Raw genomic sequence first — 24,445 nt, forward strand, 5'->3', positions numbered from 1 at the left:
TCAGATGCCTTCGCGGGCGATGTCCATGGCGAAGTAAGTGAAGATCAGGTCGGCGCCGGCGCGCTTGATCGCGCCCAGGCTCTCGCGGACGATACGCTGCTCGTCCACCGCGCCTGCCTGGCCGGCAAACTTGATCATCGCGTATTCGCCACTGACCTGGTACGCAGCCAGCGGCAGGCGCGACGCCTCGCGGATATCGCGAATGATGTCGAGGTAGGCCCCTGCAGGCTTGACCATCAAGGCGTCCGCGCCCTCCTGCTCGTCGAGCAGCGATTCGCGCACGGCTTCACGACGGTTCATGGGGTTCATCTGGTACGTCTTGCGATCACCCTTGAGGGCCGTGCCACCGGCTTCGCGGAACGGGCCGTAGAACGACGACGCGAATTTGGTCGAATAGGCCATGATCGACGTGTCGAAGAAACCGGCTTCGTCCAGCGCAGCACGGATCGCCTGGACCTGACCGTCCATGGCCGCCGACGGCGAAATGAAATCGGCACCGGCGCGGGCCGCAACCACGGCCTGCTTGCCGAGGTTGATCAAGGTGGCGTCGTTGTCGACATGCTCACCGTGGAGAACCCCGCAGTGACCATGGGAGGTGTACTCGCAGAAACAGGTGTCGGCCATGACCACCATCTCGGGAGCGGTGTCCTTGCAGATACGGGCAATGCGCGCCACCAGACCGTTTTCGTTCCAGGTGTCGCTGCCATCGGCATCGAGGTGGTGAGACACGCCGAACGTCATCACCGATTTGATGCCGGCACGCGCGTAGCGCTCGATCTCGCCCGCAAGCTTCGACTCGGGAATGCGCATGACTCCCGGCATGCTGTTGATGGGCACGAAGTCGTCGATCTCTTCTTCGACGAAAATCGGCAGCACCAGGTCGCCAAGATTGAATTCGGCTTCCTGGAACAGATCGCGGAAAGAAGCGTTGCGGCGCAGGCGGCGCGGCCTGGCGGAAGGAAACTGGCTGGGCATCATGGATTCCACTGATAAGGGCGTACGGCATCGAACGGGCAAGCTTAGGCCGGGAGACGGGCGCCGGGCAAACCGGATTTCGATAAAGCTGAGTTGCACGGCAGGTAACAATTGGTTGAAGTGCAGAGCACGGCCTTGCAACGCAACTTACCCGGCCGCTCAAGGGTCAACCCTGACGACATCTTCACCGCGATTTCCTCGCGAACTCAATGTGGGATCGAATCAATATGACAAATCAGGTTTCCAATCCAGCCAGTTCCACCGCCACCGACCAGCTGTGCATCAATACCTTGCGCACGTTGGCCATGGATGCCGTGCAGAAAGCCAATTCCGGGCATCCCGGCACACCCATGGCCCTGGCGCCGGTGGGCTATACCCTGTGGAGCCGCTTCCTGCGCTACCACCCCGAGCATCCCGACTGGCCCAACCGCGACCGATTCGTGCTCTCCGCCGGCCATGCTTCCATGCTGCTGTACGGGCTGTTGCACCTGGCGGGCGTCGAAGAAATCGACGAGCACGGGACCAAGACCGGCCAGCCTGCAGTCAGCCTGGACGACATCAAGCAGTTTCGGCAGATGGACTCCAAGACTCCCGGGCATCCCGAATACCGTTTCACTACCGGTGTCGAGACCACTACCGGGCCGCTGGGCCAAGGTTGCGCCAACAGCGTTGGCATGGCCATGGCTCAGCACTGGCTTGCGTCGCGCTTCAACCGCGACGACCTGAAGCTGTTCGACTACAACGTCTACGCGATCTGCGGCGACGGCGACATGATGGAAGGCGTCAGCAGCGAGGCCGCGTCGATGGCCGGCCATTTGAAGCTGGCCAACCTGTGCTGGATCTACGACAACAACACGATCAGCATCGAAGGCCACACCGAACTGGCGTTCAGCGAAGACGTGCTGACCCGATTCAAGGGCTACGGCTGGAACACCTTGCACGTCACCGACGCCAACGACACCGAAGCGTTGGCCAAAGCCTTCGAGCAGTTCACCCAGAACCGCGACGCGCCGACCTTGATCATGGTCGACAGCGTGATCGGCTATGGCGCGCCGAACAAACAGAACACCGCCGCTGCCCACGGTGAAGCGCTGGGTGACGATGAGATCAAGCTGGCCAAGAAAGCCTACGGCTGGGATGAGAACAGCAGCTTCTCGGTGCCTGACGGCGTGGCTCATCATCTGCGTGACACCTTGCTGAGCAGCCATGGTGAACGCCATGCGCAGTGGGAACAGCAGTTGCAGACACTGGCAGAACGCGAACCCGACCTGGCCGAGGAACTGCGGCGCATGCGCGCTGGGGAAATGCCCGAAGGCTGGCAGGCCGAACTGGAAGCCTTCGACACCGACGCCAAGGGTGTGGCGACGCGTGCCGCGGGCGGCAAGGTGCTGAACGCGTTCGCCAAGAAGATTCCCTGGTTGCTGGGCGGTTCGGCCGATCTGTCGCCGTCGACCAAGACCAACCTGACGTTCGACGGTGCCGGCAGTTTTTCGGCAACCCAGCCTGAGGGGCGCAATCTGCACTTCGGCATCCGCGAGCACGCCATGGGCGCGATCGCCAATGGCCTGGCGCTGTGCTACATCCGTCCGTACACCTCGACCTTTCTGGTGTTCAGCGACTACATGAAACCGCCGATTCGCCTGGCGGCAATCATGGAGCTGCCGGTGGTATTCGTCTTCACTCACGACTCCATCGGTGTCGGTGAGGACGGCCCGACCCATCAGCCCATCGAACACCTGACCCAGCTACGCGCGACGCCGGGGCTGCTGACGTTACGCCCAGGCGACGCCAACGAAACCACCCAGGCCTGGAAGATTGCCTTGGCACAGACCGATCGGCCGTCGTGCATCGTGCTGTCGCGTCAGCCTATGGCGACCCTGGATCGCGAGCGCTTCGGCAGTGCCGAGGGCGTCGCCCGTGGCGGCTATGTGTTGGCCGACAGCGAGAATCCGCAGGTGATTCTGATCGCCACTGGCAGTGAAGTGGGCCTTGCCGTGCAGGCTTATGAGCAGTTGCACGAGCAAGGTATCGCGGCCCGCGTGGTCAGCCTGCCGTGCTGGGAGTTGTTCGAGGAGCAGGATGCGCAGTATCGCGAACAGGTGCTGCCGGCTGCGGTGACTGCGCGCGTGGCCATCGAGCAGGCCGGACCGCTGGGTTGGGATCGCTACGTGGGTGCCACCGGTGCGAAGGTGGTGATGAACAGCTTCGGGGCCTCGGCGCCGATCGACAAGCTGCAGGCCAAGTTCGGGTTCACCGTGGACAATGTGGTGAAGCTGGCGAAAGAGCAGATCGGCTAGCCCTATCTCGGCGGCGCGGTGAACCTGAAACTCCGCGGCGTTGCTTTCGCGGCCGCTGACCGCTCCTACGGTATCAGGCTCCTGTGTAGGAGCGGTCCGTGGCCGCGAAATGAGCGGCGCGGCGAGTCTGGAACTCCGCGGCGTTGCTTTCGCGGCCGCTGACCGCTCCTACGGTATCAGGCTCCTCTGTAGGAGCGGTCTTTGGCCGCGAAACGGGCGGCGCGGTGGATCTGCGGCTCCGCGGCTTCCCATTCGCGGCCAAAGACCGCTCCTACGGATGCATGCAGCGCCGCGCACCGGCTAGAATGGCTGCATTCGCCTGCGCCTTTCGCATGCACCCTGCCGTGAAGCCGACCCCATGTCTTTCGATCTTCTGTCCAATCTCAGCGTCACGCCGAGCATCCTGCTCATTCTCGTGCTGGTCGCATTCGTGGCCGGGTTCATCGACGCCATCGCTGGCGGTGGTGGCCTGCTCACCACGCCGGCCCTGCTCACTGCAGGCTTGCCACCGCACCTGGTGCTGGGCACCAACAAGCTCAGCTCGACCTTTGGCGCCGCGACTGCAAGCTATACCTTCTACAAACGCAAGCTGTTCCATCCGCGGCAATGGAAGAATGCCCTGCTGGGCACCCTGGTCGGCGGGTTTCTCGGTGCGGGTGCGGCGCACTACATGCCTGCCGAATGGCTGAACCGGATGCTGCCGGTGATCGTCTTCGCTTGCGGCCTGTACCTGCTGTTCGGCGGCACACCCAAGGCGCCGCTGGACAGCCACGCGCCGATCAAGCGCAAATGGCAATTGCCTCAAGGCTTGACGCTGGGCTTCTACGATGGCGTGGCAGGCCCCGGCACCGGGGCCTTCTGGACCGTCAGCACGATGCTGCTGTACCCACTGGACCTGGTCCGCGCCAGCGGCGTGGCGCGCAGCATGAACTTCGTCAGCAACATCGCCGCACTCACGGTGTTCATCATCAGCGGTCAGGTCGACTGGCTGATCGGCCTGAGCATGGGCCTGGCGGTGACGGTGGGTGCGTTCTTTGGCGCACGCACGGCGATCGGCGGCGGCGCCAAGTTCATCCGCCCGGTGTTCATTACCATCGTGCTGGCCCTGACCGTACGGCTAGCCTGGCAGCACTGGTTCGGGCAGGCCTGAGCGGCGCGCCACGTACAGGTCGATGAGGTGCCGGGCAATCGAGCGCCCGGCCGGCAGGGCCGGCAATGCATCGATGCGAAACCACTGGGCGTCTTCGATTTCGTCGAGCTGGGGCACGATCTCGCCGGCGGCGTATTCGGCATGGAAACCCAGCATCATCGAATGCGGAAACGGCCAGCACTGGCTGCCGATGTACTGGATGTTGCGTACGCTCACCTGTACCTCTTCCATCACCTCACGGCGCAGGCAGTCTTCGGCAGACTCGCCCGGCTCGGCAAAGCCGGCCAACGTGCTGTAGACACCCGGCACGAACCGTGGAGAGCGAGCCAGCAAGACTTCATCGCCGCGCGTGACCAGTACGATCATGCTCGGCGAGATCCGCGGATAGCTGCGCAACTCGCAGCGCGCGCAATGCATCGCACGTTCACCTGGCACCTGCAACGTCGAGCCGCCGCAACTGCCGCAAAACCGATGCTCACGCGCCCAGGTGCCGATCTGCGCGGCATAGCCGAGCATGCGGTAGACCTGGAAATCGCCTTCGAGCATGAACTGCCGCAGGCCCTGCCAGTGGCAGCCGTCCGGTGCGTCCGGGCTGCGCAGCTCCAGAAGGTAAACCGGCCGGCCGTCGAAATGCCCGATGCCGTGTTCGGTCAGGACATCGATGGGTCGCTGCTTGAGCCAGTCACGCTCGAACAGTACGCCTTGGGCGTTGCAGAGAAATCCCTGGCTGCTGCGAGCCACGGCCCAGCCACCGGGTTGTGCGGTATCGAGCACCGCTGTGGTCCAGCGTTCACTCATCGAATCGAATCCTCGTCTTGCAGCCGCGCGATCATTCCACGCGCGCGCCCACGGCGGCGGCAGCGCGGGCCTGGGCCGGGTTCTGCGCGCGGTACAGGTTGAGCGCGGTATTGATGATGCCCAACTGGCTGAACGCCTGGGGAAAATTTCCCAGCATGCGCCCCGCCTGTGGGTCGTACTGCTCGGCCAGCAGGCCAACGTCGTTGCACAGACCGGCCAGGCGCTCGAACAGCCGTTCGGCGTCGGCCATGCGGCCTTGCAGCACATAGACATCGGCCAGCCAGAAAGAGCACACCAGAAAAGTCCCTTCGCCAGGGTCCAGGCCATCGACCCCGTGGGCGGTGTCGTAACGCAGCAGCAGACCGTCGCGCATCAACGTGCTCTCGATACGTGCCACGGTAGCCACCACCCGCGGATCGTCCGGCGGCAGGAAACCGGTCAAGGCAATCTGCAGCAGGCTGGCATCGGTATGGGTCGAGCCATAGGCCTGAACGAAATGCCCCATCTGCGCATCGATGCCCCGGCTGCAGACCTGGGCATGGATGCGGTCGGCGACGGCGCGGTAACGCGCGGCCTGCTCCCGTCCCTCCTCTGTGGGCTCGGCGAGGTTCGCCGCACGGTCGAAAGCCACCCAGGCCATGACCTTGGAGTGGGTGAAGTGCTGCGGCGCACCGCGAATCTCCCAGATCCCCTCGTCCGGCTGCTCCCAGATGCTTTCCAGGTACGGCAGTATGACGCGGAAAATCGCGGCGCCACGCGGGTGTCGCGGCAGTCCGGCGCGGATGGCCTGGCTCATGGCGTCGGCCACTTCGCCGTAGACATCCAGCTGGCGCTGGGTCGCGGCGCCGTTGCCGATGCGCACCGGCGCGGAACCCTCGTAACCCGCGAGCCATGGCAAGGTCTGTTCGGGCAATCGGCGCTCGCCGGCCAGGCCGTACATGATCTGCATCTGCTCGGGGTTGCCGGCAACCGAACGCATCAACCACTTGCGCCAGGCGGCGGCTTCTTCGTAGTAGCCCAGGTTCATGAAGGCCAGCAGGGTCATGGTGGCGTCGCGCAGCCAGCAGTAGCGGTAGTCCCAGTTGCGCTCGCCGCCCAGCTGTTCGGGCAGCGAGGTGGTGACCGCAGCAACGATGCCGCCCGTGGGGGCATAGGTCATGGCCTTGAGGGTCAACAGCGAGCGTTTCACCAGCGGTGTCCAGGCCCCTACGTGCGGACAGCGCTCGGCAAATTCACGCCAGTAGCGTTCTGTTTCGGCCAGGCAACGGTCGGCATCCAAGGCTGGCTGCAAAGGCAGGTGCGAGGGCTGGAAACTCAGGCGGTAGCACAGCCGCTCGCCAGCACCGACCGTGAAGCGGCTGCCGGTGCGGTGGTCCACCGCATGCAGGTCGGATGCACTGCGCAACACCAGCATGTCGGGGCCGGCCACTGCAGTCAGCGTTCTGGGGTGCGCCTGCTCGACCCAGGGCACACTGCTGCCGTAGTCGAAGCGCATGACCAGTTCCATGTCGAACGCGACCTTCCCGCTCAGGCCGACCACAGTGCGCACCACGCAGTCCTGTTCGCCCACCGGCATCCAGTCGACGAGCATGGCGCTGCCGTGTTCGGTATGGAACACGGTCTCTAGGGTCATGGTGCTGTCGCGGTAGCGGCGCTCGGTGCCGGTCAACGGATCGCTGGGACAGATACGCCAGCGACCGTTTTCGCTGTCACCCAGCAGGGCCGAGAAACAGGCCGGGGAATCGAAACGGGGAAAGCACAGCCAATCCAGTGAACCCGACTTGTCAACCAGAGCAGCGGTACGGCAGTTGCCCAACAGGGCATAGTCTTCGATCAGCGCCGGCATGGAACCCTCATGATCACGGGCGCGGACCGGGAATCGGAGCCGCGCCGGAAAACTGCATCAACCTCGAGTGCGGGGCAGTATCAGTTCGTGTATGGCTTGCGCTACGCCATCTGCCGCGTTGCTGGAGGTAACCGCATCGGCCTGATCGCGCACCCCCTGCTCGCCCTGACCCATTGCCACGGAGAACCCGGCGCGCTTGAACATGGCTACGTCGTTGGCGCCGTCGCCCAATACGGCGGTATTGGCCAGATCGATGCCCAGACTTCCCGCCAGGGTTGCCAAGGCTTCACCTTTGTTCGCCAACACCGCAGTGATGTCCAGGTAATACTGCTGCGAGCGTGCCGCAATCGCCTTGCCGCTCAATGGTGCCTGCAGCTGCTTTTCCAGATCGATCAGCAGTTGGAAATCATTGGAGGTTGCGACCATCTTGTGCACACGGTCCAGATAGGGCGTGAAATCGTCGACGATCAGCGGCTCATAGCCCAGAGCGTGCAGCTCCTTGGGAAAATAGTGAGCTTCGCGGTCGCGCGCCAGCCACTGATCGTCGGCAAATACCCAGACGTCCAACTGGTGCTCGGCAAACATCGCCAGACAGGTATCGACCGCCTCGCGCTCCACCCAATGGGACTGCAGCTCGCTGCCGTCAGGATTGACCAGCACGCCCCCATTGAATGCAGCCGTGGGCAGGTCGATTCCCAAAACCCGGATCTGCTCGCGCATTGCCCGTGGTGGGCGACTGCTGGCCAGGGTAAACCGTACCCCGGCGGCGCGCAGCTGCGCCACCGCTTCGATGACGGCAGGGCTCAGGCTGTGATCGGGCATCAGCAGGGTGCCGTCCATGTCGCTGAGGACGAACTGGATGAGGTGTTGCGAGGGCGCACTCATCCCAGTCGATGCCAATGGTGGCCATCGCGCGCCAACAACTCGTCGGCTGCTTCCGGACCGTCTTCGCCAGCCGCGTAGGTGGCAATGCTGCCACCGTCGCGCCACGCATCGAGGAACGGCTGCACGGCGCGCCAACCGTTTTCAATGTTGTCGGCGCGCTGGAACAAGGTCTGGTCGCCGATGAGGCAGTCGTAGATCAGCGTCTCGTAACCCGTGGACGGCTGCATCTGGAAGAAGTCCTTGTAGGCAAAGCCCAGCTTGACGTTTTCCAGCTCCATGGCTGGGCCAGGGCGCTTGGCCTGCAGGTCGAACCACATGCCCTCGTCCGGCTGGATCTGGATCTTCAGGTAATTGGACTTGAGACGGTCCACTTCGGTGTCGCGGAACTGCGCGTAGGGCGCCGGTTTGAAGCAGATGGCGATTTCGGTGTCGCGCACGCTCATGCGCTTGCCGGTGCGCAGGTAGAACGGCACGCCAACCCAGCGCCAGTTGTCGACCATGACCTTGAGCGCCACGTAGGTTTCAGTGGTGCTCTGCGGGTCGACCTTGGGCTCCTCGCGATAGCCGGGCTTGTCGCCCTGCCCCGCGGTGTACTGGCCACGGACCGAATTCTTCAAGGCATCGGCCTTGGACCAGGGGCGAATGGCGCCGATCACCTTGGCCTTCTCGCCGCGGACCGCGTCGGCGCCGAAGGCCGCCGGGGGCTCCATGGCAATCATCGCCAACAGCTGGAACAGGTGATTGGGGACCATGTCGCGCAACGCGCCGGTCTGGTCGTAGAAATTGCCACGGGTTTCAACCCCGACCGTTTCGGCGGCAGTGATCTGCACGTGGTCGATGTAGTGGTTGTTCCAGAACGCTTCGAAAATACCGTTGGAGAAACGGCTGACCAGAATGTTCTGCACCGTCTCCTTGCCCAGGTAATGATCGATGCGATAGATCTGCTTCTCGCTCATCACGCTCAACAGGCAGGCGTTGAGCGCTTCGGCGGACGCCAGGTCGTGACCGAAGGGTTTTTCGATCACCACCCGGCGAAAGGCGTCAGGCTGCTCCTTGAGCAACCCGCTGCTGCCCAGTCGCTGCGCGACTTCACTGAAGAAGCGCGGCGAGGTGGCCAGGTAGAACATGGCATTGCCGGTACCGTTGACTTCGATGCGTTCGGCAATCGCCTGGTAGGTGGCGTCGTCGAGGAAGTCGCCGGAAATGTAGCTGATGCGCTTGCGCAGCTTGGCCCAGAGCGCCGGATCCAGCACTTTGTCCGGCTCGTCGATGCCCTTGGCGCGCGCCTGTTCGATGATGAAGGCTTCGAGCTTGGCGGCGAAGTCCGCGTCGCTCACCTCATTGTGATCGACCCCGACAATGTGCAGGCCGTTGTCCAGCAGTCCATCCCGGCTCAAATTGTACAAGGCCGGCATCAGCAAGCGTTTGACAAGGTCGCCGTGGGCGCCGAACAGAAACAGGGTTGACGGTGGAGCGGCATCAACTTTCGAGGTCGCTCTACTCATTTGGGAACCTCGACGTGACCGCCGAAGCCGAAGCGCATCGCCGAGAGGATCTTGTCACCGTAGGTCGCGTCCTGACGCGAGCGGAAGCGCGCGAACAAGGCGCTGGACAACACCGGTACCGGCACGGCCTGCTCGACCGCCGCGTCGATGGTCCAGCGGCCTTCACCACTGTCCGACACCACGCCGGAATATTGGCTCAGCTGCTGATCGCTGGCCAGGGCATCGGCCGTCAGGTCGAGCAACCACGACGACACCACGCTGCCGCGACGCCAGACTTCGGCGATGTCGGCCAGGTTGAGGTCGAAACGCTGATCTTCCGGCAGCTCGCTGCTGGACTTGGTCTTGAGGATATCGAAGCCCTCGGCGAAGGCCTGCATCATGCCGTACTCGATGCCATTGTGGATCATCTTGACGAAGTGCCCGGAACCGGCCGGACCTGCATGGATGTAGCCACGCTCGGCACGATCGTCCGAACTGTTGCGATCACGGGTACGCGGGATGTCGCCCATGCCCGGCGCCAGGCAGTCGAACAGTGGGTCGAGGCGTTCGAAGATGTCCGGCTCGCCGCCGATCATCATGCAATAGCCGCGGTCCAGGCCCCACACGCCGCCAGAGGTGCCGACGTCGACGTAGTGCAACTGGCGGGCAGCCAGCTCGCGTGCGCGACGGATGTCATCCTTGTAGAAGGTGTTGCCCCCGTCGATGATCACGTCGCCCGGCTCGAGCAGATCGCCCAGCTGGGCGATGGTCGCCTCGGTGGGAGCGCCGGCGGGCAGCATGACCCAGACCGCGCGCGGCGTGTCCATCTTGCTCACCAGATCGGCTAGATCGGCGGCCCCGATGGCGCCCTCACCGGCCAGGCCATGCACTGAATCCTGATTGCGATCGAAGACCACCGTTTGATGACCCGCGCGCATCAACCTTCTGGCGATGTTGCCGCCCATGCGGCCCAGCCCAATGATTCCCAGTTGCATGCGAGAGCTCCACTCTATGTTACTTGAAGAAGATATTTCTTGAACGGTGTTGTCCTGAAAGCCTGTACGGGTATTGCCCGATCGAGCTTCCAAGTTAGTCCCGGACGATACCGGTAAGTTTCCGAGTATACCTTTGGTCGATTGCGACGCTGGGCAAAACTTGGCTTTTTTTGTCGATTTCATCAACGTTCATACCTGGGATCCGACACAAATCGCAACGGTTTGCGAGGCAGGCATGGACGACCGCGCAAAAGCGCTTTCGGCGCACAGCCAAAGTGCGCTGGAAGCCCTCTGGCAGAGGCCTGTAGTACGAGTGTGCCAATAATTATCGGCCGTCAGTCGCGCGCCTGGCCCAAAAAAATGGCGGATCTCCTACACTCAGGCCACAGGCGATGTATCGCTTGGAAATCCGATGCAAAAAACTCGAAACTTTTTGCAAATCAGACAGGTCAGGATAGGGAGCAGGTTATTTGATGTTTCTTGTCCGCCAAGCCTGCCATCCCGTGAATCATTGCAGCCTGCGGCAGGAACGCCGTTGCCTGCGGCGCCTGTGCGTGTGTCAGCGGGAAGCGCTAATCGATCAGCGCTTTTTTTAGAGTCAGGATCTGCCATACAAGTACGTAATGCACGGGAGAGAACAATGATCAGTGCCGCTGTCGAAAACCACGGAGAGCGTTTCAACAGGCAAGCGGCGGAACCTGCCCACTTGCAGGTTCCCACGCCTACCAGCAAAGCACTGCAGACGCCGTCTGGCGTCCACAAACAAAAAGTTCTTTTCGTGACATCGGAAATTGCCGACCTGGTCAAGACCGGCGGCCTGGGTGACGTGTCGGCGGCGCTGCCACGCGCCATGAGTCAGGTACATGACGTTCGCGTACTGATTCCCGGCTACCCGCAAGTGCTCAACAGCGACAACCCGATCCACGTGGTCGGCGAACTCAGCGGCCATGCCGCCCTGCCACCGTGCAAGATCGGCCGCATGGACATGCCCGACGGGCTGGTCATCTACGTGTTGCTCTGCCCAGAACTGTATGAGCGCGATGGCACCCCCTACGGCGCCAACAACGGTCGTGACTGGCCGGACAACCATATCCGCTTCGCCCGCCTGGGCCTGGCAGCCGCCGACATCGCCGCAGGCCAGGGCATGGTGCACTGGAAGCCCGATCTGGTGCACGCCCACGATTGGCCTGCCGGCCTGGCGCCTGCCTACATGCACTGGCGTGGTCTGCGTACGCCTACCCTCTTCACCATCCACAACCTGGCCTACCAGGGTGTGTTCAGCCGCGGCTGCTGCCCGGAGCTGGGCGTTCCGAATCATGCGATGCAGCAGGACGGCATGGAGTTCTTCGGCAAGCTGTCGTTTCTCAAGGCCGGCATGGCCTACGCGAACCACATCACCACGGTGAGCGCCACCTATGCCGAGGAGATCACCACGCCCGAATTCGGCTGCGGCCTGGAAGGCTTCCTCAGCAGCAAGGCGCAGCAAGGCAAACTCAGCGGCATTCCCAACGGCATCGACGCCAGCTGGGAGTCGGCCACCGACCCGCACCTGGTCTGCCCGTTCAGCCTGAACGACTGGGAAGGCAAGGCGGTCAATGCGGCCCACGTGCGCAAGCTGTTCGAAATCGAAGAATCTGATGGCCCCCTGTTCGCGGTGGTGTCCCGCCTGGTCTACCAGAAAGGCCTGGACCTTACCGAAGGCGTGACACAGTTCATCGTCGAAAACGGCGGCCAGGTGATCATCATCGGCCGCGGCGAGCCCGAGGAAGAGCAGGCCATGCGCGAGCTCGCCCTGCGCTTCCCCGGTCGCGTGGGTGTACGCATCGGCTTCAACGAAACCGATGCCCGGCGCATGTTCGCCGGCAGCGACTTCCTGCTGATGCCGTCACGCTACGAGCCCTGCGGCCTGAGCCAGATGTATGCACAACGCTTCGGCTCGCTGCCCGTGGCGCGCAACACCGGCGGCCTGGCCGACACCATCGAGGACGGGGTAACCGGTTTTCTGTTCGGCGAGTCGACCATCGAGAGCTACAAGGCCGCCCTGGCGCGCGCCTTTTATGTCTTCGGCAAGCCCGAACTGCTGAACGCCATGCGCTGCCGCGCGATGACCCAGCCTTTCAACTGGAGCGAGGCGGTGGAGCCTTACGCCGAGCTTTATCAGGCGCTGGTTCATGGCAGCAAGACTTCTGCGAATCATAAATAACGGCGATCAATCAATAAATGGAAGAGGTTTCATCGATGCCTTCACGGAAAACTGAAACCTGGTCCCACGGTGCAGTAATGCAGGACTCCGGGCTCACTCACTTTGCATTGTGGGCACCGGACGCTTTCTCGGTCGGGCTGCAGATCGCCGACGGCGAATCGTTGCCCATGCTCGCCGGCAACGACGGCTGGTTCACCCTGGAACACAAGTGCGCGGCCGGTACCGCCTACCGTTTCGATATCGATGGCGAGATGGCAGTGCCTGACCCGGCGTCCCGCGCCCAGCAGGACGACGTGCATTCAGCCAGCCTTGTAGTCGACCCGCTGGCCTACAGTTGGCAGAACACCAGCTGGCTGGGCCGGCCATGGTCCCAGGCGGTCATCTATGAACTGCACGTGGGTGCGCTGGGCGGCTACGCCGGTGTCGAATCCCACCTGGCACGCCTTGCAGCCCTGGGCGTCACCGCAATCGAGTTGATGCCCATCGCCGAATTCCCGGGCGAACGCAACTGGGGGTATGACGGCGTCCTGCCGTATGCTCCGGAAGCCTCCTACGGCACACCCGAACAGCTCAAGCATTTGATCGATTGCGCCCATGGCCATGGCCTGATGGTGATCCTCGATGTGGTCTACAACCACTTCGGCCCCGATGGCAATTACCTTGGCCGCTACGCCAAGGGCTTCTTCCGCCACGACAAGAAAACCCCGTGGGGCGATGCCATCGACTTCCGTCGTGATGAGGTAAGAAGTTTCTTCATCGATAACGCGGCCATGTGGCTGCTCGAATACCGTTTCGACGGCCTGCGCTTCGACGCCGTGCATGCCATTCAGGACCCGACCTTCCTGCAGGAGATGGCCACCACCCTGCGCGAGCAGGTCGGCGCCGATCGACACGTCTGGCTGATGCTGGAGAACGAGCACAACCAGGCTCATCTGCTCGAGCAGGGTTACGACGCGCAGTGGAACGACGACGGTCATAACGTGCTGCATGCACTGCTGACCGGTGAAGACGAGGCGTACTACGCCGACTTCAGCGAACAGTCGACCGAAAAGCTGGCGCGGTGCCTGAGTCAGGGTTTCATCTATCAGGGCGATACCAACCAGAAGGGCGAATCGCGTGGCGAACCCAGCGGTCATCTGCCGCCCACTGCCTTCGTGCTGTTTCTGCAGAACCACGACCAGATCGGCAACCGCGCCATGGGTGAGCGCCTGAGTCTGCTGTGCAGCGAACCGGCCCTGCGCGCCGCCACTGCCTTGCTGTTGCTGTCGCCGATGATTCCCATGCTGTTCATGGGCGACGAGTGGGCCGCCGACGAGCCGTTCCTGTTTTTCACCGATCACCACGGCGAATTGGCCGAAGCGGTCCGCGAGGGGCGTCGCGCCGAGTTTGCCGCGTTCGACGCCTTCGCCAACGAAGCAACCCGGGCGAAGATTCCCGATCCGAACGCTGCCAGCACGTTCGAAGCGTCGCGGCCGGACTTCGCCGAATTCCAGTTCCGCCAGGACGGGGCCTGGGTGCAGTTGTATCGCCAGTTGCTGGCCTTGCGCCGCGACGAGATCGTGCCGCGGCTCGATGGTGCCCAGTCACTGGGCGCGCAGGTATTGGCCGACAAGGCGGTGACGGCAAAATGGCGAATGGGCGATGGCAGCGTGTTGCGCATCGATCTGAACCTGAGCGAGGCGACCGTGCCGGCCCATCTGCAGACCGAACACCTGCTGTTCGACAGCCGGCCCCAGAACGACACCACCACCGTACTGACCCAAGGACTGCCCGCCTTTACCGCTCTGGTCAGCTTGATTCCGGCGGGTGACTCGGAGACAGCGGTATGACCGAACAACGCCAACTCCACGATCTTGCCGAGCGCGCCGGCATCGCCGTCGACTGGACCGATGCCAATGGCAAGCCGCAGACGGTTGCCGACGTTGTCCTGCGCAAGGTGCTGCGTGGCCTGGGCCATCCTGCCGATTCAGTGCAAGAGGTCGAGCAAAGCCTGGACGAGTTGCGCAAGACGGCACAGTCGCATCGCCTGCCCCCACTGTTGACGGTCGAACACGGCCAGCCGCTCGATCTTGCGCGGTTCTTCGAGCCGGGTACGGCCTGCGAAGTCAAGCTGGAAGACGGCAGTACGCTGTCGCTGAGCCTGGACAAAAACGGCGCCCTGCCCGGCCTGTTGCCCGTCGGTTATCAGGACGTGCACATCGAGCAGCAGCATTTCACCCTGGCTGTAGCGCCACCACGCTGCTTCAGCGTCGCCGACGCCTATGGCCAGGACACCGCCCACGCCTGGGGGCTGGGTGTTCAGTTGTACGCAGTGCGCCGCAGCGGTGATGGCGGCTTCGGCGATGCCCAAGCCCTGGAAACGCTGGTGCGCAGTGCCGGCGAGCGCGGTGCCGATGCCTTGGCGATCAGCCCCATGCACGCCATGAGCAGCAGCGACAACACGCGCTACAGCCCCTACTCGCCTTCGAGCCGGCTGTTTCTCAACAGCCTATACGCGGCACCTGCCGCGGTGCTCGGTGAAGACGCCGTGCGCACCGCTATCGAAACTTCCGGGTTGGGCGATACCCTGCACGCGCTGGAAGCGTTGCCTTTGGTGGACTGGCCAGCTGCCGCCGGGGCCAAGCAGCGCTTGCTGCGTGCGCTCTATGACAGCTTCTGCCAGAACGAACACCCCCTCAATGCGGATTTCAACGCGTTCCGCCACACCGGTGGCGAAGCGCTGGAGAATCACTGCCGCTACGAGGCTTTGCAGGCCGACTTCAAGGCTCGCGGTGAAAGCCTGGACTGGCGCCAGTGGCCCCAGCAGTGGCATGACCCACGCGGCACGGCCGTGGCCGAGTTCGCTGCAGCCCACAGCGATGAGATCGCCTTTCATGCATTCTGCCAATGGCTGATCGACCGCTGCCTGGCCAAGGTGCAGCAAGCGGCGCGCAGCAGCGGCATGAAGATCGGTCTGATCGCCGACCTTGCCGTGGGTGCCGACGGCGCCGGTAGCCAGGCCTGGAGCCGTCAGGACGAGTTGCTCGCCGACCTGACCGTGGGCGCGCCGCCTGACATTCTGAATCGCTCGGGGCAAAGCTGGGGCATCTCGGCATTCTCGCCCGAGGGTCTGCAGCGCAATGGCTTCCGCGCATTCATCGAGATGCTGCGGGCCAATTTCGCCCATGCCGGTGGCCTGCGCATCGATCACATCATGGGCCTGCAGCGCCTGTGGCTGATTCCGGCCGACGCCAAGCCCGGCGAAGGTGCCTACCTGCAGTTTCCCATCGACGACATGCTGCGCCTGCTCGCGCTCGAATCCCACCGTCACCAGGCCGTGGTGCTGGGCGAAGACCTCGGCACGGTGCCCGATGGCTTGCGTGAGAAGCTGGCAGCCCGGCAGATGCTGGGGATGCGCGTGCTGCTGTTCGAACAGAACGACGGCGTGTTCATCGAGAATCAAGCGTGGCCAGACAACGCCCTGGCCACCTCGACCACCCACGACCTGCCGACCCTCAATGGTTGGTGGCGCGGGCGTGACATCGATTGGAACCGCGACCTGGAACTGATCGACGAGCCGACCGAGAAACACTGGCGCGAGACCCGCGAACACGAGCGTCGCGCGTTGCGCCAGGTGCTTGCGCACGAACTGCAGCAGAGCCAGGTGGAGGGCGTGGACGACATTGATGCGCTGATCGACGCCAGTACCCGCTTCCTTGGCCAGACCCCTGCTCCGCTGGTATTGCTGCCGATCGACGATGCCTTGGGTATCGAGGAACAGGCCAACCTGCCGGGCACCATAGACAGTCATCCCAATTGGCGCCGCCGCTACAGCGCCCATGCCCAGAATCTTCTCGACGATGAAGACGCTGCCAGACGCCTAGAGCTGCTGGCCTGCGCCCGCCAACAAGCCAGTGAGCGTTACCGATGAAAAAAATGACGGCCAGCGTTCGGCTGCAGTTGCACAAGGATTTCACCCTGGATGATGCCGCTCGCCTGGTGCCGTATTTTTCCCGGCTCGGCATCAGCCACGTGTACGCGTCTCCCATTCTCAAAGCCCGCCCCGGCTCGATGCACGGCTACGACGTCGTCGACCCGACCCAGGTCAACCCCGAACTGGGTGGCCAGCCCGCGCTGGAGCGGCTGATCGCAGCGCTGCGCGAGCAGGACATGGGTTTCATCCTCGACATCGTGTCCAATCACATGGCCGTGGGGGGTGCGCACAACCCGTGGTGGCTCGACCTGCTCGAGTGGGGGCGTCGCAGCCCGTATTCGGAGTTCTTCGACATTCAGTGGCACTCGCCCGACCCATTGCTCGAAGGCCAGTTGCTGTTGCCCTTTCTGGGCAGCGACTACGGCGCGGCCCTGCAGGGCGGTGAACTGGTGCTCAAGTTCGACGCCGAGCAAGGCAGCTTTTTCGTTGAGCACTACGAGCATCGCTTTCCGATCTGTCCGATCGACTACCCGCACATCCTGGCGGCGTCGGGCAATGCACCGGTCAGCGAGTTGGGCGCGCGCTTCGCCAATCTGCATGGCAGCGACGACGCGTACGGCGAGGCTCGCGCGCTGCAAGCCGACCTGGCGACCCGTGTCGCCAGCGGCGGCCTGAACGATGGCATTAAAGCCTCCCTGGCCCAGTTCGATGCCACCAGCGACGAAGGCTTCAACCGCCTGCACGAGCTGCTGGAGCGACAATCCTATCGCCTGGCAAGCTGGCGCACCGCCGGTGACGACATCAACTGGCGGCGCTTCTTCGACGTCAACGAGTTGGGTGGCCTGCGTGTCGAGCGGCCGGCGGTGTTCGAAGCGACCCATGCGAAGATCTTCGAACTGATCGGCGCAGGCCTGGTGGACGGCTTGCGTATCGACCATATCGACGGCCTGGCCGACCCGCGTGGCTACTCGCGTAAACTGCGACGTCGGGTCAACGCCCTGTTGCAGCAGCGCCCGGAGTCCGCGCGCATCGATCACGTACCGATCTACGTCGAGAAGATTCTGGGCGCAGGCGAAACACTGCACCGTGACTGGCAGGTCGATGGCACCACCGGCTACGAGTTCATGAACCAGGTGTCGTTGCTGCAACATGACCCTGACGGCGAGCAGCCACTGGGCGAGCTGTGGAGCCGCGTCAGTGGCCGCCCCAGCGAGTTCATCGAAGAAGCCCACGTGGCTCGCAACCTGGTACTCAACGGTTCCCTCGCCGGCGATTTCGAGTCCGTGGCCCAGGCCTTGCTGCAAGTGGCCCGTGGCGACTTGATGAGCCGCGACCTGACCCTGGGCGCCATCCGCCGAGCGCTGCAAGAACTGATCGTGCACTTCCCGGTGTACCGTACCTATATCAACCCGTGCGGACGCCCGGCTGAAGACGAAGCTTTCTTCCAGAAGGCCATGGACGGCGCACGCGGCACCTTGGGCGAAGCCGACTGGCCGGTACTCGATTACCTGCAGCGGTGGCTGGGTGGCGAACGCTGGCGCGCGCTGCCCATCGGCCGTCGACGCAAGCTGATTCGCCACGCCTGCGTGCGCTTCCAGCAACTGACATCGCCGGCGGCGGCCAAGGCTGTCGAGGACACTGCATTCTACCGCTCTGCCGTATTGCTTTCGCGCAACGACGTCGGTTTCGAGACCGAACTGTTCGCCGGCACCCCGGAAGCGTTCGACCAGGCCTGTCAGCAGCGCCTCGAGCATTTCCCGGACAATCTGCTGGCAACTGCCACCCACGACCACAAGCGGGGCGAAGACACCCGTACGCGCCTGGCCGTGCTCAGCGAGCGCGCACCCTGGTACGTCGAGCAAGTGCAGCAATGGCTGGAGCTGGCTGCGCCCCTGCGCAGTGCCTTCGGCGACGGCCATGCACCGAGTGGTGGCGACGAGCTGATGCTTTACCAGGCACTGCTGGGCAGCTGGCCGCTGGACTTGCGCAGTGACGACGTCGAAGGCCTGACCGCCTACGCCGAGCGCCTGTACCAATGGCAACAGAAGGCGTTGCGCGAAGCCAAGCTGATCAGCAGCTGGAGTGCGCCGAACGAAGCCTATGAAAAAGCTTGCCGCGACTTTCTCGAGCAATTGCTGTTGAGCGACAAGGGTCGCCCGCTGCGCGATGCCATTGCCGCCGCCAGTCGCACCATTGCGCCCAGCGGCGCGCTGGACAGCCTGGTGCAAACCCTGCTACGCATGACCGTGCCCGGCATCCCCGATCTGTATCAGGGTGCCGAGTACTGGGATTTCAGCCTGGTCGATCCGGACAACCGTCGTCCGGTAGATTACGCCGCACGCGAACATTCGCTCGATGCCCGCCCTGCGGTCAGCGAATTGCTGCAAGACTGGCACGATGGTCGCATCAAGCAGGCCATGATCCAGCGCACGCTTCAGGCGCGTGCCGCACACCCGGCGCTATTCCGGGACGGCAGCTACCAGAAGCTCGACGTCCAGGGTGTGCATGCCGATCGCATTCACGCGTTCGCTCGCGTACTGGACGGCACGACGGCCATAGTGATCGTGCCCCGTCTGGCCAGCGGCCTGTTGGCCGATGCACAGACGCCTTTGATCGATGCCAGCGCTTGGGGCGACACCCGTGTCGTTTTGCCATCGGTGCGATCCGGGGCTACATTGAAGGGACTTTTCTCCGACCACGCAGTCACAGCAGAGAAGGAATTGTTGGTGAGCACTGCGCTGAAAGAGTTTCCCGTCAATCTCTTCCTACAAAGTGAGCTGTAATAAGGAGCGTTGAAATGAGTGCCGACGATAAACGAGTCCGCGAATTCGCCTATCAGATCTGGGAATCCGAAGGTCAGCCCGAAGGGCAGGACGAGCGCCATTGGGAGATGGCACGCAAACTGGCCGAGGCTGAGGCGCTAGCGCCTTCCAAGCCGGCCAAGGGCAAAGCTGCGGCCAAGCCCAAGGCGGCCGCTCAGCCCAAGCCCAAGCCAGCTGGCGAGGGTCCTGCTGCCAAACCCAAGGCCCCGGGCAAGGCTGCTGAGCCAGCCGATGCAGCAGCGGATCCCGCCGCCAAGGCCGACGGTGCTGGCAAGCCACCGGCACCGAAGAAGCCGCGTCCACCGAAAAAGCCCGCTGCAAAGTGACACCCGCCCGCGTACTGCCGCCACCTGGCACGCGGGCACATCTTCCGTCGGTCCAGCCCCAGGGCTGGATGACTGCAGTTACCGAACTTCACGTGCCCGTCACCCGGACGGCACGTTCACCGACCCGTTGCCTGCCTCAGCACCTCCCGACTCTGAAGACACCGATGATGCTATGACATCTGCCTGCGCCGTATGCGTGCAAACCAAGAGCAAGGATCGACCATGAGTCCGCACAAGAAAGCTGCACCCGCGCCAGAACCGACCGAACCGTCGCGTATTCGCGAAGGCCTGCCCTTCCCGCTTGGCGCCACCTGGACCGGTCTGGGTGTGAACTTCGCGCTGTTTTCCGCCAATGCCACCAAGGTCGAACTTTGCATCTTCGATGCCAGTGGCGAAGAGGAAATCGAGCGCATCGAGTTGCCCGAGTACACCGACGAGATCTACCACGGCTACTTGCCCGACGCCCACCCAGGGCTGATCTACGGCTACCGTGTGCATGGCCCTTACGATCCCGAGAACGGCCACCGTTTCAACCCCAACAAGCTGCTGATCGACCCCTACGCCAAGCAGCTGGTAGGCGAACTCAAGTGGTCCGAGGCCCTGTTCGGCTATACCATCGGCCATCCCGATGGTGACCTCAGTTTCGATGAACGCGACAGCGCTCCGTTCGTGCCGAAGAGCAAAGTCATCGACCCGGCCTACACCTGGGGCCGCGACCATCGCGTCAGTGTGCCGTGGGACAAGACCATCTTCTACGAGGCCCATGTGCGTGGCCTGACCATGCAGCACCCTGCCGTGCCTGAGTCCCTGCGCGGGACCTTCGCCGGCCTCGCCGTGCCGGAAGTGGTCGACCACCTGAAGAACCTGGGGGTGACGTCGATCGAGTTGCTGCCGATCCATGGCTTCGTCAACGACCAGCACCTGTTGCAGAAAGGCCTCAACAACTACTGGGGCTACAACAGCATCGCGTTCTTCGCGCCGCATTCGCGCTACATCGCCAGCGGCAAGATCGCCGAGTTCAAGGAGATGATCGCGCACCTGCATGACGCCGGCCTGGAAGTCATTCTCGACGTGGTCTACAACCACACCGCCGAAGGCAACGAGCAAGGGCCGACGCTGTCGATGCGCGGCATCGACAACGCCTCCTACTATCGCCTGATGCCCGAGAACAAGCGCTATTACATCAACGACTCAGGCACCGGCAACACGCTGGACCTGAGCCATCCCTGCGTGTTGCAGATGGTCACCGACTCGCTGCGCTACTGGGCCTCGGAAATGCACGTCGACGGCTTCCGCTTCGACCTGGCAACCATCCTCGGCCGCTACCACGACGGCTTCTCGGAACGGCACAGCTTCCTCGTCGCCTGTCGCCAGGACCCGGTGCTGCGCTCGGTGAAGCTCATCGCCGAGCCGTGGGACTGTGGCCCCGGTGGTTATCAGGTGGGCGGCTTCGCGCCGGGTTGGGCCGAATGGAACGATCGCTTCCGCGACACCGTACGGGCGTTCTGGAAAGGTGACGACGGCCAGCTTGCCGACTTCGCCGCGCGCATGACCGGCTCGGGCGACATGTTCAACCAACGCGGTCGCCGGCCCTATTCTTCGGTCAACTTCATCACTGCGCACGATGGCTTCACCCTGCGCGACCTGGTGTCGTACAACGACAAGCACAACGAAGACAACGACGAAGACAACCAGGACGGCACCAGTAACAACGTCTCCTGGAACCACGGTGTGGAAGGCCCCAGTGACAATCCGGAAATCATCGAACTGCGCCTGCGCCAGATGCGCAACTTCTTTACCACCCTGTTGTTCTCCCAAGGTACGCCGATGATCGTCGCAGGCGACGAGTTCTCGCGCACGCAGGGTGGCAACAACAATGCCTACTGCCAGGACAGCGAGATCGGCTGGGTCAACTGGGAGCTCGACGAAGACGGCAAGAGCCTGCTGCGTTTCGTCAAACGCCTGATCAAGCTGCGCAACAGCTACCCGATCCTGCGCCGCAATCGCTTTCTGGTCGGCGAGTACAACGAAGCCATCGGCGTCAAGGACGTGACCTGGCTTGACCCGCTGGGCAACGAGATGACCGCCGAGCAATGGGAAGACGCCCATGGCCGCTGCCTGGGGATGATGCTCGATGGCCGCGCGCAGCCCAGTGGCATTCGCAAACCGGGCGCCGATGCGACCCTGCTGCTGATCGTCAATGCTCACCATGACGTCGTCAACTTCACCCTTCCCGAAGTACCGGAAGGTGAATACTGGAATTGCCGCATCGACACCAACCGCCCGGACCTGGGTGAGCATGAGCGTCTGGAATTCGGCAGCGAATTCCAGGTGACCGGTCGCTCGATGCTGATGTTCGAACTGCACCGGGATGTCGAAGAATGAAACCGACCCTGACCGAGGCTCTGACCTGGCCGGCGCAGGGTTACGCCGACACTGCAGCGCTGGGCAAGGAACTGCGGCGGCTGTGCGCCTCGGGCCTGGACAGCCTGCCGCTGCCCGCCGGTGGCGACACTTTGCAGCGCTGGCAGTGCCTGGCGGCCGTGGCCGGGCATGATCTGGGCCTGTGCAAACTGTACGAAGGCCACACTGACGCGTTGGCCATCATGCAGGAACTGGGCGCCGATCCCGCGCCCGAGGGCTCGATCTGGGGCACTTGGGCCTCGGAGCCGCCCCAGGCACGGGTGATGGTTCGCCACGAAGGTGACCGCGTGCTGCTCAGCGGCCGCAAGGCCTGGTGTTCGGGCGCCAGCGTCGTCACCCATGGCCTGCTCACGGCCTGGGATGACGATGGCCAGCAACAACTGGTCGCGGTGCCGATGGACCAAGCCAACCTGTGCGTCACCGACGACGGCTGGAACGCCGTGGGCATGGCCAACACCGGCAGCGTCGAGATCCTGCTGGAGAATGCCGAGGGCTGGTACGTCGGAACCGCAGGAAGCTACCTCAACCGCCCCGGTTTCTGGCTGGGCGGCATCGGCATCGCCGCGTGCTGGTTCGGTGCTGCCCGTGAGCTTGGGCGCTATCTGGCCCAGCACTGCCATGCCCGGCCCGAACCTCATGCACTGGCGCACCTGGGCGCAGTGGATCGAGCATTGGCGGCCTGCATTGCCGTCCTGCGCTCGGCCGCGATTGCTGCCGACCAGCAGCCCGATGGCCATTTCGAGCATTCGGCGCGACTGTGCCGCGCGGTGGCTGAACACACCGCCGACACCGTCATCAGCCATGTCGGCCGAGCCCTGGGCGCGGGCCCGTACTGCAAGGATCCTCATTTCGCCCGGTTGATCGCCGATCTGCCGGTATACCTGCGACAGAGCCATGCCGAGCGCGACCTCGCTGCGCTGGGCCAGTTGCTCGGCGCCCCCACGACGCGGACCTGGAGTTTATGAAAGAAAACCCTATCGTAGGCCAGGGCACGCCCCTGCAGGCCTGGCGCGGCTCGCGGCACTTGGCCGAACTGCCATTGATCGACGCCCAGACTCTGGTACCGGCCGGCTCGCGGGCGGTGATCATCGCCCCGCATCCGGACGATGAAGTGCTCGGTTGTGGTGGGCTTTTGCAATTGCTGGCAGGGCTGGATCGGCAGATCCTGATCATCTCCGTCACCGACGGCAGCGCCAGCCATCCGGGCTCGCAGACGTGGCCGGCCGAACGCCTCAGTGCAGTGCGCCCGCAGGAGAGCGCCGAGGCGCTGCACCGGTTGGGCCTGCCGTTGCACAGCCTGCAATGGATTCGCGGAGGCTTTGCCGACAGCGGTGTGGCGCACGAGGAGCAACGCCTGACCGAGTTCATTCAGCGCTACCTCAAGCCCACCGATGTGGTGTTCAGCACTTGGTGCAACGATGGCCACACCGACCATGAGGCGGTAGGCCGTGCGGGCGCAACGGCGGCCGCGGCTGCTGGCGCGAGCCATCATGAACTGCCGATCTGGACCTGGCACTGGGCGCAGCCCGAAGACGATCGGATCCCGTGGTCGCGCGCGCGCAAGCTGCCGCTGGACAAGGTGATGGTGGCGCGCAAGAGCCATGCGGTGCATGCCTTCGCCAGTCAGCTGGAAGGCGATCCACAGATAGGCCTGGCGCCTGTGCTGCCCCCCTACGTACTGGAGCGGTTGCTGCAGCCGTTCGAGGTGGTGTTTCTATGAGCGGACAAAGTGTCGACAACCAGTATTTCGACAAGCTCTACGAGGGCAACGACGACCCCTGGGCCATGCGTCATCGCTGGTACGAGCGGCGCAAGCGGGCATTGCTGCTCGCCTGCCTGCCGAAGGAGCGCTATGGCGCGATCTTCGAGCCCGGTTGTGCCAACGGCGAGACCAGCCTGGCACTGGCCACGCGCTGCGACGCCCTGCTCAGCTGCGACATGAACACCCGCGCGGTGGGCCTGACCCAGGCGCGCCTGAGCGACATCGCCCACGCCCAGGCGCGACAGGCCGCCCTGCCCGCCGACTGGCCAAGCGAGCGCTTCGACCTCATCGTGCTCAATGAACTGGGTTACTACCTGAGTCGCGCCGACCTCAGCCAGGTCATCGAGAAAGCTCGTGCTTGCTTGAACCCCGGTGGCCAGGTGGTTGCCTGTCACTGGCTGGCGAGTATCGAGGGTGCGCCGCAGACGGCCGCCCAGGTCCATGAACAGCTGCACGCGGAATTGGGCATGCACCGGCTGGTGGAACACAGGGAGGGTGATTTTCTACTGGAACTGTGGAGCTGCGAGTCGACGACCGTCGCCCAGCACGAGGGATTGCGCTGACC

17 protein-coding genes are annotated in these 24,445 nt (G+C 63.6%); 11 read left to right on the plus strand and 6 right to left on the minus strand.

The features are described 5' to 3' along the window. Positions 1-975 carry a porphobilinogen synthase gene (hemB, locus tag IFT80_RS08265; protein ID WP_192137255.1) on the minus strand — a complete coding sequence of 325 codons (975 nt, stop codon included), beginning with the start codon at positions 973-975 and terminating at the stop codon, positions 1-3. Positions 976-1,202: 227 nt separating this feature from the next. Here hemB and tkt point away from each other — a divergent pair, with 227 nt between their 5' ends. Both tkt and IFT80_RS08275 read left to right on the plus strand, forming a co-directional pair. Next, positions 1,203-3,272: a transketolase gene (gene tkt / locus IFT80_RS08270; protein WP_192137257.1), complete on the plus strand. Its 2,070-nt coding sequence runs from the start codon at positions 1,203-1,205 to the stop codon at positions 3,270-3,272. A 358-nt stretch (positions 3,273-3,630) separates the two neighbouring features. Then, positions 3,631-4,422 carry a TSUP family transporter gene (locus IFT80_RS08275; protein WP_192059626.1) on the plus strand — a complete coding sequence of 264 codons (792 nt, stop codon included), beginning with the start codon at positions 3,631-3,633 and terminating at the stop codon, positions 4,420-4,422. Here the strand turns inward: IFT80_RS08275 and nudC are convergent. From nudC to gnd, 5 genes are read right to left on the minus strand one after another with little or no spacing between them, the layout of a single operon-like run. After that, entirely contained in the window at positions 4,390-5,220 is an 831-nt protein-coding gene (gene nudC / locus IFT80_RS08280; protein WP_192103521.1) for an NAD(+) diphosphatase, read from the minus strand. The genes IFT80_RS08275 and nudC overlap by 33 nt on opposite strands. A 31-nt stretch (positions 5,221-5,251) precedes the next feature. Further along, positions 5,252-7,066: a glycoside hydrolase family 15 protein gene (locus IFT80_RS08285; RefSeq protein WP_192137259.1), complete on the minus strand. Its 1,815-nt coding sequence runs from the start codon at positions 7,064-7,066 to the stop codon at positions 5,252-5,254. A gap of 57 nt (positions 7,067-7,123) precedes the next feature. Next, complete coding sequence (locus tag IFT80_RS08290) at positions 7,124-7,951, minus strand: Cof-type HAD-IIB family hydrolase (RefSeq protein WP_122796983.1); 828 nt, start codon at positions 7,949-7,951, stop codon at positions 7,124-7,126. Then, positions 7,948-9,456: a glucose-6-phosphate dehydrogenase gene (zwf, locus tag IFT80_RS08295; protein WP_122796984.1), complete on the minus strand. Its 1,509-nt coding sequence runs from the start codon at positions 9,454-9,456 to the stop codon at positions 7,948-7,950. The genes IFT80_RS08290 and zwf overlap by 4 nt, the downstream gene beginning before the upstream one ends. Next, on the minus strand, positions 9,453-10,613 hold the full coding sequence (gene gnd / locus IFT80_RS08300; protein ID WP_425311959.1) for a phosphogluconate dehydrogenase (NAD(+)-dependent, decarboxylating): 1,161 nt from the start codon (positions 10,611-10,613) through the stop codon (positions 9,453-9,455). The genes zwf and gnd overlap by 4 nt, the downstream gene beginning before the upstream one ends. 457 nt (positions 10,614-11,070) lie before the next feature. Between gnd and glgA the strand changes: the two genes are divergently transcribed. The 9 genes from glgA to IFT80_RS08345 all read left to right on the plus strand — a co-directional run bounded on the left by glgA (position 11,071) and on the right by IFT80_RS08345 (position 24,443). Next, positions 11,071-12,633 (plus strand): glycogen synthase GlgA, encoded by a 1,563-nt coding sequence (glgA, locus tag IFT80_RS08305; RefSeq protein ID WP_192059637.1) that lies wholly within the window; start codon positions 11,071-11,073, stop codon positions 12,631-12,633. A 35-nt stretch (positions 12,634-12,668) separates the two neighbouring features. Continuing rightward, positions 12,669-14,462, plus strand: a complete 1,794-nt coding sequence (gene treZ, locus IFT80_RS08310) for a malto-oligosyltrehalose trehalohydrolase (protein WP_192137261.1) — start codon at positions 12,669-12,671, stop codon at positions 14,460-14,462. Continuing rightward, entirely contained in the window at positions 14,459-16,543 is a 2,085-nt protein-coding gene (gene malQ, locus IFT80_RS08315) for a 4-alpha-glucanotransferase (protein WP_192137263.1), read from the plus strand. Before treZ ends, malQ begins: the two co-directional genes overlap by 4 nt. Next, on the plus strand, positions 16,540-19,329 hold the full coding sequence (locus tag IFT80_RS08320) for a malto-oligosyltrehalose synthase (protein ID WP_192137265.1): 2,790 nt from the start codon (positions 16,540-16,542) through the stop codon (positions 19,327-19,329). Before malQ ends, IFT80_RS08320 begins: the two co-directional genes overlap by 4 nt. Before the next feature lie 14 nt (positions 19,330-19,343). Then, complete coding sequence (locus IFT80_RS08325; protein WP_192055273.1) at positions 19,344-19,694, plus strand: DUF2934 domain-containing protein; 351 nt, start codon at positions 19,344-19,346, stop codon at positions 19,692-19,694. Positions 19,695-19,916: 222 nt separating this feature from the next. After that, positions 19,917-22,079: a glycogen debranching protein GlgX gene (glgX, locus tag IFT80_RS08330; protein WP_192137267.1), complete on the plus strand. Its 2,163-nt coding sequence runs from the start codon at positions 19,917-19,919 to the stop codon at positions 22,077-22,079. After that, complete coding sequence (locus tag IFT80_RS08335) at positions 22,076-23,083, plus strand: acyl-CoA dehydrogenase family protein (RefSeq protein WP_192137269.1); 1,008 nt, start codon at positions 22,076-22,078, stop codon at positions 23,081-23,083. The genes glgX and IFT80_RS08335 overlap by 4 nt, the downstream gene beginning before the upstream one ends. Next, positions 23,080-23,838, plus strand: a complete 759-nt coding sequence (locus IFT80_RS08340; protein ID WP_122477836.1) for a PIG-L deacetylase family protein — start codon at positions 23,080-23,082, stop codon at positions 23,836-23,838. Before IFT80_RS08335 ends, IFT80_RS08340 begins: the two co-directional genes overlap by 4 nt. Next, complete coding sequence (locus IFT80_RS08345; RefSeq protein WP_192137271.1) at positions 23,835-24,443, plus strand: class I SAM-dependent methyltransferase; 609 nt, start codon at positions 23,835-23,837, stop codon at positions 24,441-24,443. Before IFT80_RS08340 ends, IFT80_RS08345 begins: the two co-directional genes overlap by 4 nt. The last annotated feature ends 2 nt before the right edge of the window (positions 24,444-24,445 follow it).

The organism is Pseudomonas sp. CFBP 8771 (genome assembly GCF_014841695.1).
Taxonomy (GTDB): domain Bacteria; phylum Pseudomonadota; class Gammaproteobacteria; order Pseudomonadales; family Pseudomonadaceae; genus Aquipseudomonas; species Aquipseudomonas baltica.

Bases quoted from the DNA above. Each gene is read 5' to 3' on its own strand.
- nudC (WP_192103521.1), bottom strand. From the start codon at position 5,220: ATGAGTGAACGCTGGACCACAGCGGTGCTCGATACCGCACAACCCGGT.
- tkt (WP_192137257.1), top strand. From the start codon at position 1,203: ATGACAAATCAGGTTTCCAATCCAGCCAGTTCCACCGCCACCGACCAG.
- IFT80_RS08275 (WP_192059626.1), top strand. From the start codon at position 3,631: ATGTCTTTCGATCTTCTGTCCAATCTCAGCGTCACGCCGAGCATCCTG.
- hemB (WP_192137255.1), bottom strand. From the start codon at position 975: ATGCCCAGCCAGTTTCCTTCCGCCAGGCCGCGCCGCCTGCGCCGCAAC.
- treZ (WP_192137261.1), top strand. From the start codon at position 12,669: ATGCCTTCACGGAAAACTGAAACCTGGTCCCACGGTGCAGTAATGCAG.
- IFT80_RS08325 (WP_192055273.1), top strand. From the start codon at position 19,344: ATGAGTGCCGACGATAAACGAGTCCGCGAATTCGCCTATCAGATCTGG.
- IFT80_RS08285 (WP_192137259.1), bottom strand. From the start codon at position 7,066: ATGCCGGCGCTGATCGAAGACTATGCCCTGTTGGGCAACTGCCGTACC.
- IFT80_RS08320 (WP_192137265.1), top strand. From the start codon at position 16,540: ATGAAAAAAATGACGGCCAGCGTTCGGCTGCAGTTGCACAAGGATTTC.
- IFT80_RS08335 (WP_192137269.1), top strand. From the start codon at position 22,076: ATGAAACCGACCCTGACCGAGGCTCTGACCTGGCCGGCGCAGGGTTAC.
- IFT80_RS08345 (WP_192137271.1), top strand. From the start codon at position 23,835: ATGAGCGGACAAAGTGTCGACAACCAGTATTTCGACAAGCTCTACGAG.
- IFT80_RS08290 (WP_122796983.1), bottom strand. From the start codon at position 7,951: ATGAGTGCGCCCTCGCAACACCTCATCCAGTTCGTCCTCAGCGACATG.
- zwf (WP_122796984.1), bottom strand. From the start codon at position 9,456: ATGAGTAGAGCGACCTCGAAAGTTGATGCCGCTCCACCGTCAACCCTG.
- glgX (WP_192137267.1), top strand. From the start codon at position 19,917: ATGAGTCCGCACAAGAAAGCTGCACCCGCGCCAGAACCGACCGAACCG.
- malQ (WP_192137263.1), top strand. From the start codon at position 14,459: ATGACCGAACAACGCCAACTCCACGATCTTGCCGAGCGCGCCGGCATC.
- glgA (WP_192059637.1), top strand. From the start codon at position 11,071: ATGATCAGTGCCGCTGTCGAAAACCACGGAGAGCGTTTCAACAGGCAA.
- gnd (WP_425311959.1), bottom strand. From the start codon at position 10,613: ATGAAATCGACAAAAAAAGCCAAGTTTTGCCCAGCGTCGCAATCGACC.
- IFT80_RS08340 (WP_122477836.1), top strand. From the start codon at position 23,080: ATGAAAGAAAACCCTATCGTAGGCCAGGGCACGCCCCTGCAGGCCTGG.